General features: G+C 70.6%; 19 protein-coding genes. 4 read left to right on the top strand and 15 right to left on the bottom strand.

The window, feature by feature from the left end; genetic code table 11:
* Positions 1-55: 55 nt before the first annotated feature.
* The 9 genes from ABZ854_RS00095 to ABZ854_RS00055 form a co-directional block, all read right to left on the bottom strand.
* Positions 56-355, bottom strand: coding sequence for a DUF4229 domain-containing protein (locus ABZ854_RS00095; RefSeq protein ID WP_361202051.1), 300 nt, complete (start codon positions 353-355; stop codon positions 56-58).
* Between the two features lie 85 nt (positions 356-440).
* On the bottom strand, positions 441-965 hold the full coding sequence (locus tag ABZ854_RS00090) for a GNAT family N-acetyltransferase (protein WP_361202049.1): 525 nt from the start codon (positions 963-965) through the stop codon (positions 441-443).
* 41 nt (positions 966-1006) lie between these two features.
* Positions 1007-1660 carry a UdgX family uracil-DNA binding protein gene (locus ABZ854_RS00085; protein ID WP_361202047.1) on the bottom strand — a complete coding sequence of 218 codons (654 nt, stop codon included), beginning with the start codon at positions 1658-1660 and terminating at the stop codon, positions 1007-1009.
* Between the two features lie 544 nt (positions 1661-2204).
* Positions 2205-3368, bottom strand: coding sequence for an aminofutalosine synthase MqnE (gene mqnE, locus ABZ854_RS00080; RefSeq protein ID WP_361202045.1), 1164 nt, complete (start codon positions 3366-3368; stop codon positions 2205-2207).
* A 41-nt stretch (positions 3369-3409) separates the two neighbouring features.
* Positions 3410-3865 (bottom strand): Lrp/AsnC family transcriptional regulator, encoded by a 456-nt coding sequence (locus ABZ854_RS00075; protein WP_129307546.1) that lies wholly within the window; start codon positions 3863-3865, stop codon positions 3410-3412.
* A gap of 74 nt (positions 3866-3939) precedes the next feature.
* Entirely contained in the window at positions 3940-4584 is a 645-nt protein-coding gene (locus ABZ854_RS00070) for a UbiX family flavin prenyltransferase (protein ID WP_361202765.1), read from the bottom strand.
* A 209-nt stretch (positions 4585-4793) separates the two neighbouring features.
* A complete protein-coding gene (locus ABZ854_RS00065) occupies positions 4794-5216 on the bottom strand; it encodes a hypothetical protein (RefSeq protein ID WP_361202043.1) in 423 nt (140 codons plus the stop codon).
* 117 nt (positions 5217-5333) lie between these two features.
* Positions 5334-6236, bottom strand: coding sequence for a menaquinone biosynthesis prenyltransferase MqnP (gene mqnP / locus ABZ854_RS00060; RefSeq protein ID WP_361202041.1), 903 nt, complete (start codon positions 6234-6236; stop codon positions 5334-5336).
* On the bottom strand, positions 6233-7684 hold the full coding sequence (locus ABZ854_RS00055) for a menaquinone biosynthesis decarboxylase (protein ID WP_361202039.1): 1452 nt from the start codon (positions 7682-7684) through the stop codon (positions 6233-6235). The genes mqnP and ABZ854_RS00055 overlap by 4 nt, the downstream gene beginning before the upstream one ends.
* Positions 7685-7839: 155 nt before the next feature.
* Here ABZ854_RS00055 and ABZ854_RS00050 point away from each other — a divergent pair, with 155 nt between their 5' ends.
* Positions 7840-8148, top strand: a complete 309-nt coding sequence (locus ABZ854_RS00050) for a PLD nuclease N-terminal domain-containing protein (protein ID WP_361202037.1) — start codon at positions 7840-7842, stop codon at positions 8146-8148.
* A 24-nt stretch (positions 8149-8172) separates the two neighbouring features.
* Here ABZ854_RS00050 and ABZ854_RS00045 read toward each other — a convergent pair whose 3' ends face one another.
* A complete protein-coding gene (locus ABZ854_RS00045; protein WP_361202035.1) occupies positions 8173-8499 on the bottom strand; it encodes a transcriptional regulator in 327 nt (108 codons plus the stop codon).
* Positions 8500-8617: 118 nt separating this feature from the next.
* On the opposite strand from ABZ854_RS00045, the gene ABZ854_RS00040 reads away from it, so the two are divergent.
* The 3 genes from ABZ854_RS00040 to ABZ854_RS00030 all read left to right on the top strand — a co-directional run bounded on the left by ABZ854_RS00040 (position 8618) and on the right by ABZ854_RS00030 (position 10486).
* Positions 8618-9598 carry a zinc-binding dehydrogenase gene (locus ABZ854_RS00040; RefSeq protein WP_361202033.1) on the top strand — a complete coding sequence of 327 codons (981 nt, stop codon included), beginning with the start codon at positions 8618-8620 and terminating at the stop codon, positions 9596-9598.
* A gap of 103 nt (positions 9599-9701) precedes the next feature.
* A complete protein-coding gene (locus ABZ854_RS00035; protein WP_361202031.1) occupies positions 9702-9956 on the top strand; it encodes a hypothetical protein in 255 nt (84 codons plus the stop codon).
* Positions 9957-10036: 80 nt separating this feature from the next.
* Positions 10037-10486: a nucleoside deaminase gene (locus ABZ854_RS00030; RefSeq protein ID WP_361202029.1), complete on the top strand. Its 450-nt coding sequence runs from the start codon at positions 10037-10039 to the stop codon at positions 10484-10486.
* A 26-nt stretch (positions 10487-10512) separates the two neighbouring features.
* Here the strand turns inward: ABZ854_RS00030 and ABZ854_RS00025 are convergent, their stop codons facing one another.
* The 5 genes from ABZ854_RS00025 to ABZ854_RS00005 are packed head-to-tail and all read right to left on the bottom strand — an operon-like array spanning position 10513 to position 15293.
* Positions 10513-10977: a hypothetical protein gene (locus ABZ854_RS00025; protein ID WP_361202027.1), complete on the bottom strand. Its 465-nt coding sequence runs from the start codon at positions 10975-10977 to the stop codon at positions 10513-10515.
* 25 nt (positions 10978-11002) lie between these two features.
* A complete protein-coding gene (gene ccsB / locus ABZ854_RS00020) occupies positions 11003-12106 on the bottom strand; it encodes a c-type cytochrome biogenesis protein CcsB (protein WP_361202025.1) in 1104 nt (367 codons plus the stop codon).
* Positions 12103-13932 carry a cytochrome c biogenesis protein ResB gene (locus ABZ854_RS00015; RefSeq protein ID WP_361202023.1) on the bottom strand — a complete coding sequence of 610 codons (1830 nt, stop codon included), beginning with the start codon at positions 13930-13932 and terminating at the stop codon, positions 12103-12105. Before ABZ854_RS00015 ends, ccsB begins: the two co-directional genes overlap by 4 nt.
* Positions 13933-13936: 4 nt before the next feature.
* On the bottom strand, positions 13937-14701 hold the full coding sequence (locus ABZ854_RS00010) for a cytochrome c biogenesis protein CcdA (RefSeq protein ID WP_361202021.1): 765 nt from the start codon (positions 14699-14701) through the stop codon (positions 13937-13939).
* Between the two features lies 1 nt (position 14702).
* Positions 14703-15293, bottom strand: a complete 591-nt coding sequence (locus tag ABZ854_RS00005; RefSeq protein ID WP_361202019.1) for a TlpA disulfide reductase family protein — start codon at positions 15291-15293, stop codon at positions 14703-14705.
* Positions 15294-15555 lie beyond the last annotated feature (262 nt).

The following is a 15555-nucleotide window of genomic DNA, read 5'->3' as shown; positions in this document are numbered from 1 at the left end:
GTGTCAGCCTAGTTGGGCGGTGGCGCCGTCGTGCGCCCCGTGTGCCGGCGGTCGGTCAGCCGGCCTGGCCCTGCGCGCGGGCGGAGTCGTCGGCCAGGTCCTCCTGGCTGCGGTTGGCCTCCAGGTTGGCTTTCATCCGGTCGACCTTGTTCACGATGTGCACGGAGGCCCTGTCCCGCTCCTTACGCAGCACCACCCAGCTGATCGGCGCGGAGAGCACGAGGCTGAGCAGCAGCATCCACAGTCCGTTGGACTCGCCGAAGCCGCGCGGGAAGATGCCGGAGTAGACGGCTCCCCAGACGACCACGAGGCAGCCGGCGAAGATGCCGAGGCGCATCAGCGTGTAGCGGAGCATCTCAATCCAGTCTTCCGAATCCGAAAATGGGACATCACCCAGTGAAGCACGCCCGGACCCCGATCTTGGCAGGGGGTGGGGGCGCTCAGCGAAGCGGGAGCCACAGGTGGATGTCGTCCCGGGTGTCGTCGGGGGCGACGCGGATGGCGTCCGGGATGCGGCCGACCTCCTTGTAGCCGCAGGAGGCGTAGAACCGCTCCAGGCCGAGGCCGCCTCGGCAGGTGAGGCGGATCGCCTCGATGCCGTCCAGGCCGCGGGCGGCTTCGGCGGCGGCCGTGAGCAGGTCGCGGCCGTGGCCCTTGCCCTGGTGGCCGGGGTGGACCATCACCGTGTAGAGCCACAGCCAGTGCGTCATCAGGCGGTGCGTGTTGAACGTGAGGAACGCGGCCGCGGCCACCTGCCCCGTCTCGTCCCGGCCGATCAGCAGCCGGCTATGGCCCTCGGCCATGTGCACGAAGTGGCGCACCAGCTCCGGGCGGATCTCGTCCCGGGTGACGGGGGCGACGAAGCCGACGGCGCCGCCCGCGTTCGTGACGTCCGTCCAGAGGTCGAGGATGCCGTCGCGGAGGTCGCGGTCGACGGCGGGGTCGAGGGTGAAGGTAAGGGGCATGTGGCAATAGTATCCATTACCTCGGGCCGCCGTCCGATCCCTCACCCCAGGGCTCGTGCGGCGACCTCCAGGTCGGCCAGCAGCCCCTGGTACGCCTGCTCGCGGTCGTCCGAGCGCAGTACGGCCGAGGGGTGCACGGTGGGGACCAGGCGCTCGGGGCGGCCGTGGATGTCCCGCTCCAGCACGGTCCCGCGTACCTGGGTCACCCGGAACGAGGATCCGAGCAGGGCCTTTCCGGCGGTCGCGCCGAGGATCACGATCAGTTCGGGCTCGACGAGGGCCAGCTCGGCGGCCAGCCAGGGGCCGCAGGCGGTCATCTCCCTCAGGCTGGGTGCCTTGTGGATACGGCGCTTGCGGGGCTCGGTGCGGGTGAACTTGAAGTGCTTGACGGCGTTGGTGATGTAGGCGTCCGCCGGGTCCAGGCCGGCTTCCTCCAGCGCGCGGTCCAGCAGTTTGCCCGCTGGGCCGACGAACGGCTTGCCCTGCCGGTCCTCCTGGTCGCCGGGCTGCTCGCCGACGAGCATCAGCCGGGCGCTGGTCCTTCCCTCGCCGAAGACGGTCTGGGTGGCGTCCCTGTGCAGGGGGCAGCCGCGGCAGCCGGCGGCGGCGTTCCGCAGCGCGGCGAGGCCGACACCGGGGCCCGGCACGAACGGCTCCGCCGTGTAGGCGTCCTCGGGGGCCCTGGTAGTCACCATGCCCACCGAGTACCCCTGCGGTGCGGGGCGGAACGGGGGGTGCTCCGTCACCGGGTGCGGACCGTGGCTGGCTGATCGCGCAGTTCCCCGCGCCCCTTGAGTGGGACCACTTGCCCCCCACCGATCAGCCGAGCCGAGTGGGTGCGATCCGCCGCCCAGTGCGGACCGTGGCTGGCTGAGCGCGCAGTTCCCCGCGCCCCTTGAGTGGGCTCACTCGCGCCCATGGAAGACCCCTGCGGTGCGGCGCGGAACGAGGGGCGCTCCCTCGCCGGGTGCGGACCGTGGCTGGCTGAGCGCGCAGTTCCCCGCGCCCCTTGGGTGGGCACGCTCGTCCCTACCCATCAGCCGGGCGAGTGCCGCCACATCGCCTCCGCGCGGCCAGACCGGCAGCTCCGCCTCCGCCCGGCAAGTCGGCTGTCGGATTGCCGACTTTTCAGCCCACCGAGTCGGGTGGTGGGTGGGCAAGGGCTGGGGGTCCGGGGGGCGGAGCCCCCTGGGGGCGCCTTCGGCGGGGCGCGGCGGCAGGTCGAGGGGGGTGGAGGTGTCAGAGGCGCATGGGCTGGGGGGACTCTCGGCGGAGGGGGTCGGGGGCGTCGTACTCGCGGATGATCTCGTACCGCGTGTTGCGCTCGACGGGACGGAACCCGGCGTCCCGGATGAGGTCGAGCAGGTCCTCGCGGGTGAGCTTGTTCGGCGTACCGTAATTGTCCGCGTCGTGGGTGATCTTGTACTCGACGACCGAACCGTCCATGTCGTCCGCGCCGTGCTGGAGGGCCAGCTGGGCCGTCTGGACGCCGTGCATGACCCAGAAGACCTTCACGTGCGGCACGTTGTCGAAGAGGAGGCGGGAGACCGCGAACGTCTTCAGCGCCTCGGCGCCCGTCGCCATCTGGGTGCGCGCCTGAAGACGGTTGCGTACCTTCCCGTCCTTCATGTCCACGAAGTCGTGCTGGTAGCGCAGCGGGATGAAGACCTGGAAGCCACCGGTCTCGTCCTGGAGTTCACGCAGGCGGAGGACGTGGTCGACGCGGTGCCGGGGCTCCTCGATGTGGCCGTAGAGCATCGTGCAGGGGGTCTTGAGCCCCTTCTCGTGCGCCAAGCGGTGGATCCGGGACCAGTCCTCCCAGTGGGTCCGGTGGTCCGCGATGTGCTGCCGGACCTCCCAGTCGAAGATCTCCGCACCGCCGCCGGTCAGCGACTCCAGCCCCGCGTCGATCAGCTCGTCCAGGATCTCGGAGGCGGACAGCCCGCTGATCGTCTCGAAGTGGTGGATCTCCGTCGCCGTGAAGGCCTTCAGGGAGACGTCCGGCAGCGCGGCCTTCAGCTCGCGCAGCGACCGGGGGTAGTAGCGCCACGGCAGGTTCGGGTGCAGCCCGTTGACGATGTGCAGCTCGGTGAGGTTCTCCGACTCCATCGCCTTGGCCAGCTTCACGGCCTCCTCGATGCGCATCGTGTACGCGTCCTTCTCGCCCGGCTTGCGCTGGAACGAGCAGTAGGCGCAGGACGCCGTGCACACGTTCGTCATGTTGAGGTGCCGGTTGACGTTGAAGTGGACGACGTCACCGTTCTTGCGGGTGCGCACCTCGTGGGCGAGGCCACCGAGCCAGGCCAGGTCGTCCGACTCGTACAGTGCGACGCCGTCCTCGCGGGTCAGGCGCTCACCAGCCCTGACCTTGTCCTCCAGCTCGCGCTTGAGCCCGACGTCCATCCCCACACACCCTTTCTACGACAGCTCGGCCAACGGTATCCCTAGACCTCCTCGGGCAGCTCCCCGACCCGGTTCTCCCATTTGGTGGAGAGCACGATGGTGGTACGCGTCCGGGAGACGCCCTTGGTCCCGGACAGCCGCCGGATGATCCGCTCCAGCCCGTCCACGTCGGCGGCCCGCGCCTTGAGCATGAAGGAGTCGTCGCCGGCGATGAACCAGCAGTCCTCGATCTCGGGGAGTTCCTTCAGCCGCTGGGCCACGTCCTCGTGGTCGGCGGCGTCGGAGAGGGAGATGCCGATCAGCGCCGTGACGCCGAGGCCGAGGGAGGCCGCGTTCACGGTGGCGCGGTAGCCGGTGATGACGCCGGCCGCCTCCAGCCGGTTGATGCGGTCGGTGACGCTGGGTCCCGACAGACCGACGAGGCGCCCCAGCTCGGCGTAGGAGGCCCGGCCGTTCTCTCTCAGAGCCTGGATGAGCTGCCTGTCCACCGCGTCCATGCGATCGAAGCCTTCCGCTGAAGAGTTCCTGAAGTGATGGGGAAGTGATGAGGGGTTGTGGAGCGCCGGGCCGGCTACGACGTACCGCCGCCCAGTTCGCCCTTCCACCGCCGGTACAGGCCGTGCTCGACGCCCGCCGCGTCGAGCACCCGTCCGGCGACGAAGTCCACGAGGTCCTGGATGTGGGTCGCGCCCGCGTAGAACGCCGGGGACGCGGGCACCACGCTCGCCCCGGCGTCGTCCAGGGCGACGAGGTGCCGCAGGGTCTGGCCGTTCAAGGGGGTCTCCCGTACGGCGACAACGAGGGTGCGGCGCTCCTTGAGCGTGACGCTCGCGGCCCGTTGCAGCAGGTCCTTCGACAGGCCGAGGGCGACACCTGCGACGCACGCGGTGGAGGCCGGCACGACGAGCATCCCCTTGGCCGGGTACGACCCCGAGGACGGTCCGGCCGCGAGGTCGCCCGCGCTCCAGTACCGCACGTCGCTCACGTCGGCCTCGAAGGCGCCGGGCTTGCCGTCGGCGCCCCGGCCCAGCCATTCCCGCAGGTCGTGCTGCCAGTGGCCGTCCCGGAAGGCGATGCCGGTCTCGTCGAGCAGGGTGAGCCGCGAGGCCCGGCTGACCACCAGGTCGACCGCCTCTCCGGCGTCCAGCAGCGCCCGCAGCACGGCAGCCGCATACGGGGTCCCCGAGGCTCCGGACACCCCCACGATCCAAGGCACACGCTGCGTTTGTCCTGCGTTCACACGTTGAGCCTACCGGCGAGTCCCCTGCGGACCGCACCCAGGCGAGTCCCGCGCGGAGCGCAAAAGGTGGATCACCGGCCCGTCGGCCGGTGATCCACCCCTCATGCACGGCAGACCGGTGACGCTTTCACCAGAACGAATTCAGGGAAGAGACTTTTCCGGTTGCTTATCCGGCTTGTTGTCCGCTACGACTTGACCTTGTAGATGTCGGAGCAGACGAGACCACCGGTGTCCGTGCCGATGCAGGCCCAGAACGTGTAGGTGTGGTTTTCCGGAAGATTCCCGCCCTTGGTCGTCCGGTAGGGCGCCTTGTGGCCGTACGTGCTCAGTTCCCGGACCGGGCTCGTGCCGAGGTAGCCGTACACACCGAATCCGTCGCCGTTCACGTCGACCGCTTCGAGCGTGTCCCCGTTCGGGTGCCAGTACACCTCGCCGGAGTGCTTGCCGTTGACGTAGATACCGATGCCCTGGAAGCTGCCGCCGGTGCCGGTCCAGAAGAACTTGACGTTCTGCGGCGTGGCCGCGGAGGCGCCGGTCGCGCCCACCGACAGGGTCAGTCCGGTCAGGACCGCCGCGGCGGCGAGAATGGTCTGAGCGCGTTTACGCATAGAGGCTTTCATTTTCCCCCTCAGTGCTTTTTTTGAACGGTCAAGCAGACCCTAACCCGCTTCGAACAAATGCACTGTGAGAGGGGATTGTTTTCGGCCACTTCCGGGCCGGTTCCGCTATACCGTCAGCCCCCGCACCAGGAGATCCAGCAGCGCGCACGCGAACAGGGCGATGCCGATGAACCCGTTGACGCTGAAGAACGCCCTGTTCACGCGGGACAGGTCGTGCGGGCGGACGATCGTGTGCTCGTAGAGGAAGGCGCCCGCGACGACGACGAGGCCCAGCCAGAAGAAGGCGCCGGCGTGGGTGGCCAGCGCGTACCAGACGAACAGGGCGGTCGTGATCGTGTGGCAGACGCGCGCGCCCCACACGGCCGCCGGGACGCCGAAGCGGGCCGGGACCGACATGACGCCGGTCTCCCGGTCGGTCTCCACGTCCTGGCAGGCGTAGATCAGGTCGAAGCCGCCGATCCAGACGCCGACCGCGAGGCCCAGGATCACCGCCTCCCAGGACCACTCGCCGCTGATCGCGAGCCAGCCGCCGACCGGCCCCATCGCCTGGGCGAGCCCCAGGATGGCCTGCGGGAAGTTCGTGAACCGCTTGCCGTACGGGTACACCACCATCGGGATCACCGCGATGGGCGCGAGCGCCAGGCACAGGGGGTTCAGCAGGGCCGCCGCGCCGAGGAACACCACGAGGGCGATCAGCGCGCCGGTCCAGGCGTGCCGCACGGACATCGCGCCGGTGACCAGTTCACGGTGCGCGGTGCGCGGGTTACGGGCGTCGATCTCCCGGTCGATGATCCGGTTGACGGCCATCGCGAAGGTCCTGAGGCCCACCATGCAGACGGTGACCAGCAGCAGCCGCCCCCAGTGGATGTTCTTGTCCCACTGGAACATCGCGGTGAGCGCGGCGATGTAGGCGAAGGGCAGCGCGAACACGGAGTGCTCGATCATCACCAGGCGCAGGAACGCCTTGGTGCGCCCCGGCTGGGCAATCGCGGCGGACGCGGAACTCACAGGCCGTACTCCTTCCAGCGGCGGTCCACCAGGGCCGCCGTATCCGGGTCGGACAGGACCATGTCCGGCCAGCCGCCGTCGCGCGTGTAACCCTCCTCGGGCCACTTGCGTGTCGCGTCGATCCCCGCCTTGCCGCCCCAGAACTGCTGGTAGGAGGCGTGGTCGAGGTGGTCGACGGGGCCTTCGACGACGGTGAGGTCGCGGGCGTAGTCCGTGTTCCCGAGAGCCCGCCACGCAACCTCGTGCAGGTCGTGGACGTCGCAGTCGGCGTCGACGACCACGATCAGCTTCGTCAGGGACATCATGTGCGCGCCCCAGACGGCGTGCATCACCTTCTGGGCGTGCTTCGGGTACTTCTTGTCGATCGAGACGATCGCGCAGTTGTGGAAGCCGCCGGCCTCGGGCAGGTGGTAGTCCACGATGTCCGGCACGATGATCTTCAGCAGCGGCAGGAAGAAGCGTTCCGTGGCGCGGCCGAGCGGCCCGTCCTCGGTCGGCGGACGGCCGACCACGATGGACTGGAGCAGCGGACGCCTGCGCATGGTCACGCAGTCGATGGTCAGGGCCGGGAAGGGTTCCTGGGGCGTGTAGAAGCCGGTGTGGTCGCCGAAGGGGCCCTCGGGGAGCATCTCGCCGGGCTCCAGCCAGCCCTCCAGGACGACCTCGGCCTGTGCGGGCACCTGCAGCGGCACCGTCTTGCAGTCGACCATCTCGATCCGCTTGCCGGCGATGAACCCGGCGAACAGGTACTCGTCGATGTCGCCGGGCAGCGGGGCCGTGGAGGCGTACGTCACGGCGGGCGGGCAGCCGAAGGCGATCGCGACCGGCAGCCGCTCGCCCCGCCTGGCCGCCACCTGGTAGTGGTTGCGGCTGTCCTTGTGGATCTGCCAGTGCATGCCGATGGTGCGCCGGTCGTGCCGCTGGAGCCGGTACAGGCCCAGGTTGCGGACGCCGCTCTCCGGGTCCTTCGTGTGGGTGAGGCCCAGGTTGAAGAAGGAGCCGCCGTCCTTGGGCCAGGTGAACAGGGCGGGCAGCGCGTCGAGGTCGACGTCGTCGCCGCGCAGCACGACCTCCTGGACGGGCGCCTCCTTGACCTTGCGGGGCGGCACGTGCGCCATCGCGCCGAGCTTCCCGAACGCCTCGCGCACTCCCACGAACCCGTGCGGCAGTTCGGGCCGCAGCAGCCCGCCGATCTTCTCGGAGATCTCGCCGTACGACTTCAGGCCCAGCGACTTCAGCAACCGGCGGTCGGTGCCGAAGACGTTCATCGCGAGCGGCATGGCGGAGCCGCGCACGTTCTCGAAGAGCAGCGCGGGGCCGCCGGACTTCTGCACCCGGTCGACGATCTCCCCGACCTCCAGATACGGGTCGACCTCGGCCTTGATGCGCTTGAGGTCGCCCTCGCGCTCCAGCGCCCGCAGCAGGGAGCGAAGATCGTCGTAAGCCATGCCCACCAGTATCGGCCACGGGCCCCCGCGGCCCGGCCACCGGGGGCCACCAGGGGCCGTCAGGGGTACCCCGCGCCGTCCGCCGTCCTCGTGGCCCTGGCCGGTAGCCTGTCCCCGTCACCGGGCCGTCTCATCCGTCGGGAGTGCGCGCGACCATGCTCAGGTATCTGCCGTTCCTGCTGGTCCTGGCGCTGTGGATCTACGCCTTCGTGGACTGCCTGAACACTCCGGAGGACGAAGTCCGCCATCTGCCGAAGGTGGTGTGGGTGATCGTCATCCTGCTCTTCGGCGAGGTGCTGGTGGGACCGGTCGCCTGGCTGCTCACCGGCCGGGTCCGGCGGACGGCCGCCGCCGGGGGCGCTGCGGCCGACGGCCACCCCGGTCCGGGGACCGGCTGGGTCGCGCCGGACGACAACCCCGAGTTCCTCAAGTCGCTGGAGCGGGACGACCCGAAGACGGACTGAGCAACCGGCGGGACCGCCTACCGCTCACTCCCCATCCCCCTGGAGCACCAGGGCCAGCAGCCCCGGGAACCGGGCCTCGAACTCGGCCCGCCGGAGCCGGTTGACCCGCCTGGGTCCCTCGTCGCGCTGCTCGACCAGGCCCGCCCCGCGCAGCACCGCGAAGTGGTGGCTGAGGGCCGCCTTGCCGACGGGCACGTCGAAGCTGCCGCAGCTGCGCGACCAGTCGGCGCTGCCGGCCAGGTCCCGGACGAGGGCGAGGCGTACCGGGTCGGCGAGGGCGGCGAGGACGGTCTGGACCGGCACGTCCTCGGGGTGGGTGTGCTCCGGGGCGGAGCGGTGGCTGGGGGCCATGCCGTCCTCCTCGCTTCCTGGGAGACCGCTTGCTGGAACACCACTTGCAGAGTGTTCGACGAAAACCATACACTCGCGAGTGTTCGCTTCTCGTTGAACACCAGGCCGGAGGTACGGCATGCGCGCGGTCCAGTTCCAGGAGTACGGCGGTCCCGAGGTGCTGCGGGCGGTGACGGCCGAGGTGCCCGAGCCGGGCCCCGGCCAGGTCGCCGTCGACGTGGCCTACATCGGGGTCAACTTCGCCGACGTCAAGGCCCGCGCGGAGGGGTACCTGGTGGAGCGGCTGCCGTACGTCCCCGGCCTGGAGGTCTCCGGCCGGGTGCGGGCGCTCGGCGCGGGCGTCACGGGGCTCACCGTCGGCCAGGAGGTGGCCGCCCTGACGCGGGGCGGCGCCTACGCGGAGGTGGTACTCGCCGACGCCACGACCGTCTTCCCGCTCCCCGCCGGCGTGGACCTGCGCACGGGCGCCACGCTGCCGACGGTGCTGCCCACCGCCCACGCCCTGCTCCACTCCGTCGGCCGTCTCCGGGCCGGCGAGTCGGTCCTCGTGCACGGCGCGGCCGGCGGAGTCGGCACGGTCGCGGGCCAGTTGGCCCGCGCGGCGGGCGCCGGGGCGGTGTACGGCGTGGTGTCCTCGGCGGCGAAGGCGGCCTACGCCAAGGAGTACGGCTACGACGACGTGTTCGTCGGCGCCTTCGAGGAACCGGTACGGCGGGCGACCGGCGGCCGGGGCGTCGACGTGATTCTCGACCCCGTCGGCGGCGACACCCTGCGGGCGGGGCTGGCCTCGCTGGCCGTCTTCGGCCGCCTGGTGTCCTTCGGCAACGCCAGTTCGGCCGAGCCGTGGACCGCGGGCCCGGCGGAGCTGTACGGGCTCAGCACCTCGGTCTCCGGCTTCTCCATCCTGCACCTGGCCCGGACCGCGCCGGACGCCCTGCGCCGGCTCTCCGAGGAGGCCTTCGCGAAGGCGGCCGACGGCACGGTGTCACTGCCCGTGACCGCCGAGTTCCCGTTGGAAGAGGCCGCCGAGGCACACCGGCTGCTGGGCGGCCGGACCAGCACGGGCAAGCTGCTGCTGCGGGTCCGCGGCGAGGGCTAGACCCGGCTCCAGCGCTGAGGCGGCGCCGGACGTGCAGGTCTGGGTGGAGACGCCGCCACCGAAGGCCAGGTCGAGGCAGCCGCCGTTGAAGACGCTGTGCAGGGTGCCGCCGGAACCGGTGCGCCACTGGCGGGAGCTGCCGCCGGTGGCGCAGTCGCCGGTGGCCGGCGTGCGCCGGCACGTGGAGTCCGGTGAACTGGCCGCGCCGCCCCTGCCGTTGATCGAGGCGCTGGTCCTCGGGCCGGTCATCGCCGTGACCCCGCGCTGGCTGTCGGCGGGGGACGCGGTGGACCTCGACGAGGTGGCCCTGGTCCTGCCGGACCGGATCTGGCGTGCGGTCGCCGCGCGCCCGGACTGAGGGGCACGCGCGCCGGGGCGAGGGCACGGGCGACGGCCGGGGCGGTGGCCGGCGCGGCACGGGGGCGGCACAGTGGCGGCATGGATCCACGACAGGCGCGCGTCTGGCTCGGTACCGCCCTCACCGAGGCCCGCACCGGCCGCGCCGAGGGCGGCGTCCCGGTCGGCGCCGCGCTCTACGGCCCCGACGGCGCCCTGCTCGGCCGGGGCCGCAACCGCCGCGTCCAGGACGGGGACCCGTCGCTGCACGCGGAGACGGCCGCGTTCCGGGCGGCGGGACGGCAGCGGTCGTACCGCGGGACCACGATGGTCACGACCCTGTCCCCCTGCTGGTACTGCAGCGGGCTGGTCCGGCAGTTCGGCATTTCCCGGGTCGTGATCGGCGAGGCCACCACCTTCCACGGCGGGCACGACTGGCTGGCCCGGCACGGCGTGGAGATCGTCCTGCTGGACGACGGCGAGTGCGTCGAGCTGATGCGGGGCTTCGTCGCCGAGCACCCCGATCTGTGGCGGGAGGACATCGGGGAGTAGCCGCGCCCGGGGCCCGGTGGTGCCGGTCAGGTGAGCTGGCCCGGCAGGGGTTCTACGGGGCCTTCGGGCTCCGTCGGCGAGGTTCCGGACGCGGACACCCCCAGAGTGCCGAGCAGGCGTTCGAATCTCGTCCGCCACTGCTCCTCCGCCCCGTCCTCGCCCCGGAACTCCTGGGTGAAGCGCAGCACGCACGCGGTGGCGCCGTCCCGCTCCAGGTGGAACCGGATCCGGCCGGCGCCGTCCACCGTGTACTCCGCGACCCGGTCGACGTCCCACGCGGTGACCCGGCCGGCGCCCAGCTCGCGGAACCGGACCTCGCCGTCGAGCCGGGGTTCGAGAACGTCGACGGCGGCGCACCACCCGGAGAGCCCCTCCGGAGTGGCCACCGCCGGCCAGACGTCTTCCATGGACCTCGGGACCCGCACCAGGAAGTGGAGTATGTGCGCGTTCCCCTGGGTCCGGCTGGTGCCCTGTGCGATGGAACCGCTCATGACACCAGTGTCCCCGACGGGCGGCTCAGACGCCCGCGTACGAGTGCTTGCCGGTCACGAAGATGTTGACGCCGTAGTAGTTGAACAGCCAGCAGGCGAAGGCGAGCATCGCCAGGTAGGCGGCCTTGCGGCCCTTCCAGCCGGCCGTGGCGCGCGCGTGCAGGTAGCAGGCGTAGCCGATCCAGGTGATGAAGGACCAGGTCTCCTTGGGGTCCCAGTTCCAGTAGCGGCCCCAGGCGTCGCCCGCCCAGATCGCGCCCGCGATGATCGTGAACGTCCACAGCGGGAAGACGGCCGCGTTGACGCGGTAGGCGAACTTGTCCAGGGAGGCCGAGGCGGGCAGCCGCTCCAGCACGGAGGTGGCGAACTTGCCGGGGGTGCCGCCGGTCTGGAGCTTGTTCTCGTACGAGTCCTTGAACAGGTACAGGATGGTGGCGACCGCGCCGACGTAGAACACCGCGCCGCAGAAGATCGCGGTCGAGACGTGGATGTAGAGCCAGTACGAGTGCAGGGCCGGGACCAGCTGGTCGCTCGCGGTGTACAGCACGGTGACGGCGAGGCCGAGGTCCAGCAGGACCGTGGTGACCAGGAACAGGCCGAGCCAGCGCACGTTCTTCTTCAGGGCCAGCAGCCCCAGGTAGACGGCGACGGCGACCGTGGAGAACGTGATGTTGAACTCGTACATGTTGCCCCACGGCGCCCGCTGCACGGAGGCCGCGCGGGCGACTACGCCCGACAGCTCCACGAGGAAGGCGAGCACGGTGAGGGAGATCGCGATCCGGCCGTACAGGTCGCCCTGCTCGTCGCCGCCGTGCGCGCCGGGGCCGTCCGGCACGTCCCGCGCGCCGGACTGGGACCGCACGACGACCTTCGGCCGCTCCAGTACGGCGGTGCCGCCGGCCTTCTGCACGGTGACCGCCGGCCCGGCCGCCTCGCGCTCGGCCTCGTCGGCGGTCAGCGCGGCGGCCGTACGGGCCACCTTGCTGCGGCTGCCGAACAGCCACTCGGCGATGTAGGCGAAGAAGGCCAGCGTGTAGACGGCCATGGACGAGTAGATCAGCGTGTTGCTGATGCTCGCCAGGTGTTCGTTGGTGGCGACGGCGAGGTCGGTCGCGGCGGCGAGAGTCACTTCTCAGCCCCTTCGGCAGGTACGGCTTGGGGGTCGGGGGAGGTGGAAGGGTCGTCGTCGGGGTGGGAGGCCCCCGGCGCCGGTTCGTTGGCCGGGTCCTGGTCCGGATCCGGGTCCTCGGCAGGGTCCTGGTTTTCGGCAGGGTCCTGGTCCTCGTCGGGGGCCAGTTCCGGGTCGTACAGGGTGCCGGCGAGGTCGCCCAGTTCCTCGGGGACCTTCGCGGACTCGCTGCGGCCGAGGCCGGCCATCTCGACGACCGTGACGCCGTCGGCGCCGCGCACGGCCCGCACCCAGACGCGGCGGCGCTGGATGAACAGCGACCCGGCGAGACCGAAGATCGCGGCCAGGGCGCCGCCGAGCGCCCAGCCGCTGCCGGGCTCCTGGACGATCTCGAACCCGGCCCACTCCTTGATCTCCTTGTCGAAGGTCAGGGAGCCGGCGCCGTTCGGGAGCTTCATGGTGTCGCCGGGCTGGAGCAGCTTCTTCAGCAGCTTGCCCTTGCTGTCCTTGAACTCCTTCATGTCCGTCTTGTCGAGCTGGTACACGCTCTGCGGGACACCGGCGTTCACGCTGCCCAGGTCACCGTGGTAGGCGTTCACCGCGAGCAGCGGGTTCAGCAGCGAGGGGAACGCCGAGAGCATCGTGCCGCTCTTGGGGTCGAACGTCGGCACGAAGAAGGCCTGGAAGCCGAGTTGCTCCTTCTTCCCCTGCGGGTTGCGGTATCCGTCCAGCACCTTGATCACGCCGTTGGAGGTGACGTTGCCGTCGAGCGGCAGCAGCGGTACGGCGTCGTGGTAGACGACCTTGCCCTTGCCGTCCCGGACGGTGATCACGGGCGCGTAGCCGTGGCTGACGAGGTAGACCTTGGAGTCGTCGATGTGCAGCGGCTGGTTGACCTTGACGGTCGTCGACTGCTCCTTGCCGTTCGCGCCCTTGCTGTAGGTGATCCTCGCCTCGTAGGTGCGCGGGGTGCCGCGGTTGGGGCCGGTCAGCTCGTAGGTGCCCTTGAAGTCCTTCAGGTCGAAGCTGAACGGCACCAGGTCGTCGCCCTTGAACAGGCTGCCGGAGCGGAAGTCGTCGTACATCGGGATGGCGTTGGCGAAGCCGTCGCCCTCGACGACCAGCTTGGTGCCGTCCGACTTGTACAGCTGGCCGGAGGCGAAGGCGACCAGCAGCACGATCAGCGCGATGTGGAAGATCAGGTTGCCCAGCTCACGCACGTAGCCCTTCTCGGCGGCCACCGCGTCGCCGGTGACGTGGGCCCGGAAGCGGCGGCGCTTGAGCAGGGCGAGCGCGGCCTCGCGTACCTGCTCGGGCTCGGCGGTGGTGCGCCAGGTGGTGTAGGCGGGCAGCCGGTTCAGCCGCTTGGGCGCGGCCGGCGGGCGGCCGCGGAGCTGGCCGACGAACTGCCAGGTGCGCGGGATGATGCAGCCGATGAGGGAGACGAACAGCAGGATGTAGACGGCGGAGAACCACACCGAGCTGTAGACGTGGAACAGGCCGAGCTTGTCGTAGACCGGCGAGAGCGTCTTGTGCGCCTTGCGGAAGTCGTCGACCTTGTTGATGTCGGCGCCGGTCTGCGGGATCAGCGAGCCGGGGATCGCGCCGAGGGAGAGCAGCAGGAGCAGCAGCAGCGCGACCCGCATGGAGGTCAGCTGCCGCCAGAACCAGCGGGCCCAGCCGATGACGCCCAGCCCGACCGTCGCACCGGGGGCCTCCTCCTGGGGGGCGGTGGACAGCTGGGAGCCGGCCGCGCCGAGGTCCTCGCCGTCCTGGCCGGTGTCGGGGCCCTTGCCGGCGCCGTTGTCCGTTTCGGTCGTGCTCATCGCGTCAGATCCCCACAGTGAAGCCGTCGGACCACGTCTGCATCTCATGTACCAGGCGGTCCCAGGCCCCGGTCAGCAGCAGCACACCGGTCACGATCATCATCGTGCCGCCGATGCGCATCACCCAGACATAGTGGCGCTTGACCCAGGCGAAGGCGCCGAGGGCCTTGCGGAAGGCGACGGCCGCGAGCACGAACGGCAGGCCGAGCCCCAGGCAGTACGCGATCATCAGCACCGCGCCGCGCCCGGCGCTGGACTGGTTCATGGCCAGGAAGTTCACCGAGCCGAGGGTGGGGCCGATGCAGGGCGTCCAGCCGATGCCGAACAGGGCGCCCAGTATCGGCGCGCCGGCCAGGCCGGCGGCGGGCCGCTTGTGGAAGCGGAACTCGCGCTGGGTGAACCAGGGCATCAGGCCCATGAAGAAGACACCCATGGCGATCATGAGCACGCCGAGCACCTTGGACAGGGTGTCCTTGTGCTCCTGGAGGTTCGCGCCGAAGTAGCCGAACAGGGCTCCGCCGGAGATGAACACGGCGCTGAAGCCCAGCACGAACAGGGCGGCGCCGGTGACCATCCGGCCGCGTCTGGCCTCGCCCAGGTCGGTGCCGGCGACCCCGGTGACGTAAGAGAGGTAGCCGGGGACGAGGGGCAGGACGCACGGGGAGAAGAAGGAGACGAGCCCGCCGAGCAGGGCGACCGGCAGGGCGATCAGCAGGGTGCCGTGCAGCACGGTCTCGTTCTGCGCGGCCACCGTCACGAGTGCGCTCACGTCACTTCTCCGCCAGCACCGGTTGGATCATCTCGGTCAGGGAGGTCGCGTCGAGCTGCTCCAGCGCCCGCGCGGCGACCTTCCCGTGCCGGTCGAGGATGAGGGTGGAGGGGATCAGCTGCGGGTTGAGCGTGCCCTTCCTGAACCGGAGCATCAGCTTGCCGGTCGGGTCGTACAGGCTCGGGTAGGTGATCCCGGCGTCCTTCTCGAAGGAGACGGCCGAGGTGACGTTGGTGTCGCGGGTGTTGACGCCGACGAACTGCACGCCCTTGTCCGCGTATTCCCTGGAGACCTTGGCGAAGTACTTGGCCTCTGCCCGGCAGGGGCCGCACCAGGAACCCCAGAAGTTGAGGACGACGACCTTGCCCCGGTAGTCGCCGACGGTGAGGGTCTTGCCGTCGATGGTCTTGCCGGACAGGTCCGGAGCCGCGCCCCTCTTGCCCTGCGGGACGGTGGAGACGCCGTGGTCGCCGGTGACGAAGTTGGTGTCGCCCCCGCCGCCCGAGATGCCGCCCGAGCCGCACGCGGACAGGGTCAGGGCCGCGACGGCGGCCACGGCACCGATCAGGGAGGCACGGCTACGGGTACTCATGTGAAAAGTTTCGCATGCCTGTTCCGGGGATCTTTCGCGCCCCCCTGCCGGGAGGAAACCCGCATTTCAGGGCGTATTTACACCGGACATTTCAGGCGCCGGTACCTGCGGTGGAGTTGACCCCGGAGCCGGCGTTGCCGCTGCCCTTCGTGCTGCCCTTCGCGTCCGCCAGGAAGGACTTCCAGCCGCCGGCGGGTGCCTGGCCCACGGGCAGGGTGCGGAGCTTGGCGAGGACCTCCGGCTTCTGCACGTCCATCCAGTC

The organism is Streptomyces sp. NPDC047028 (assembly GCF_040644095.1).
Taxonomy (GTDB): Bacteria; Actinomycetota; Actinomycetes; order Streptomycetales; family Streptomycetaceae; genus Streptomyces.
Note: the sequence above shows the minus strand (reverse complement) of the source record. Positions and strands in the feature narration are given on the sequence as shown.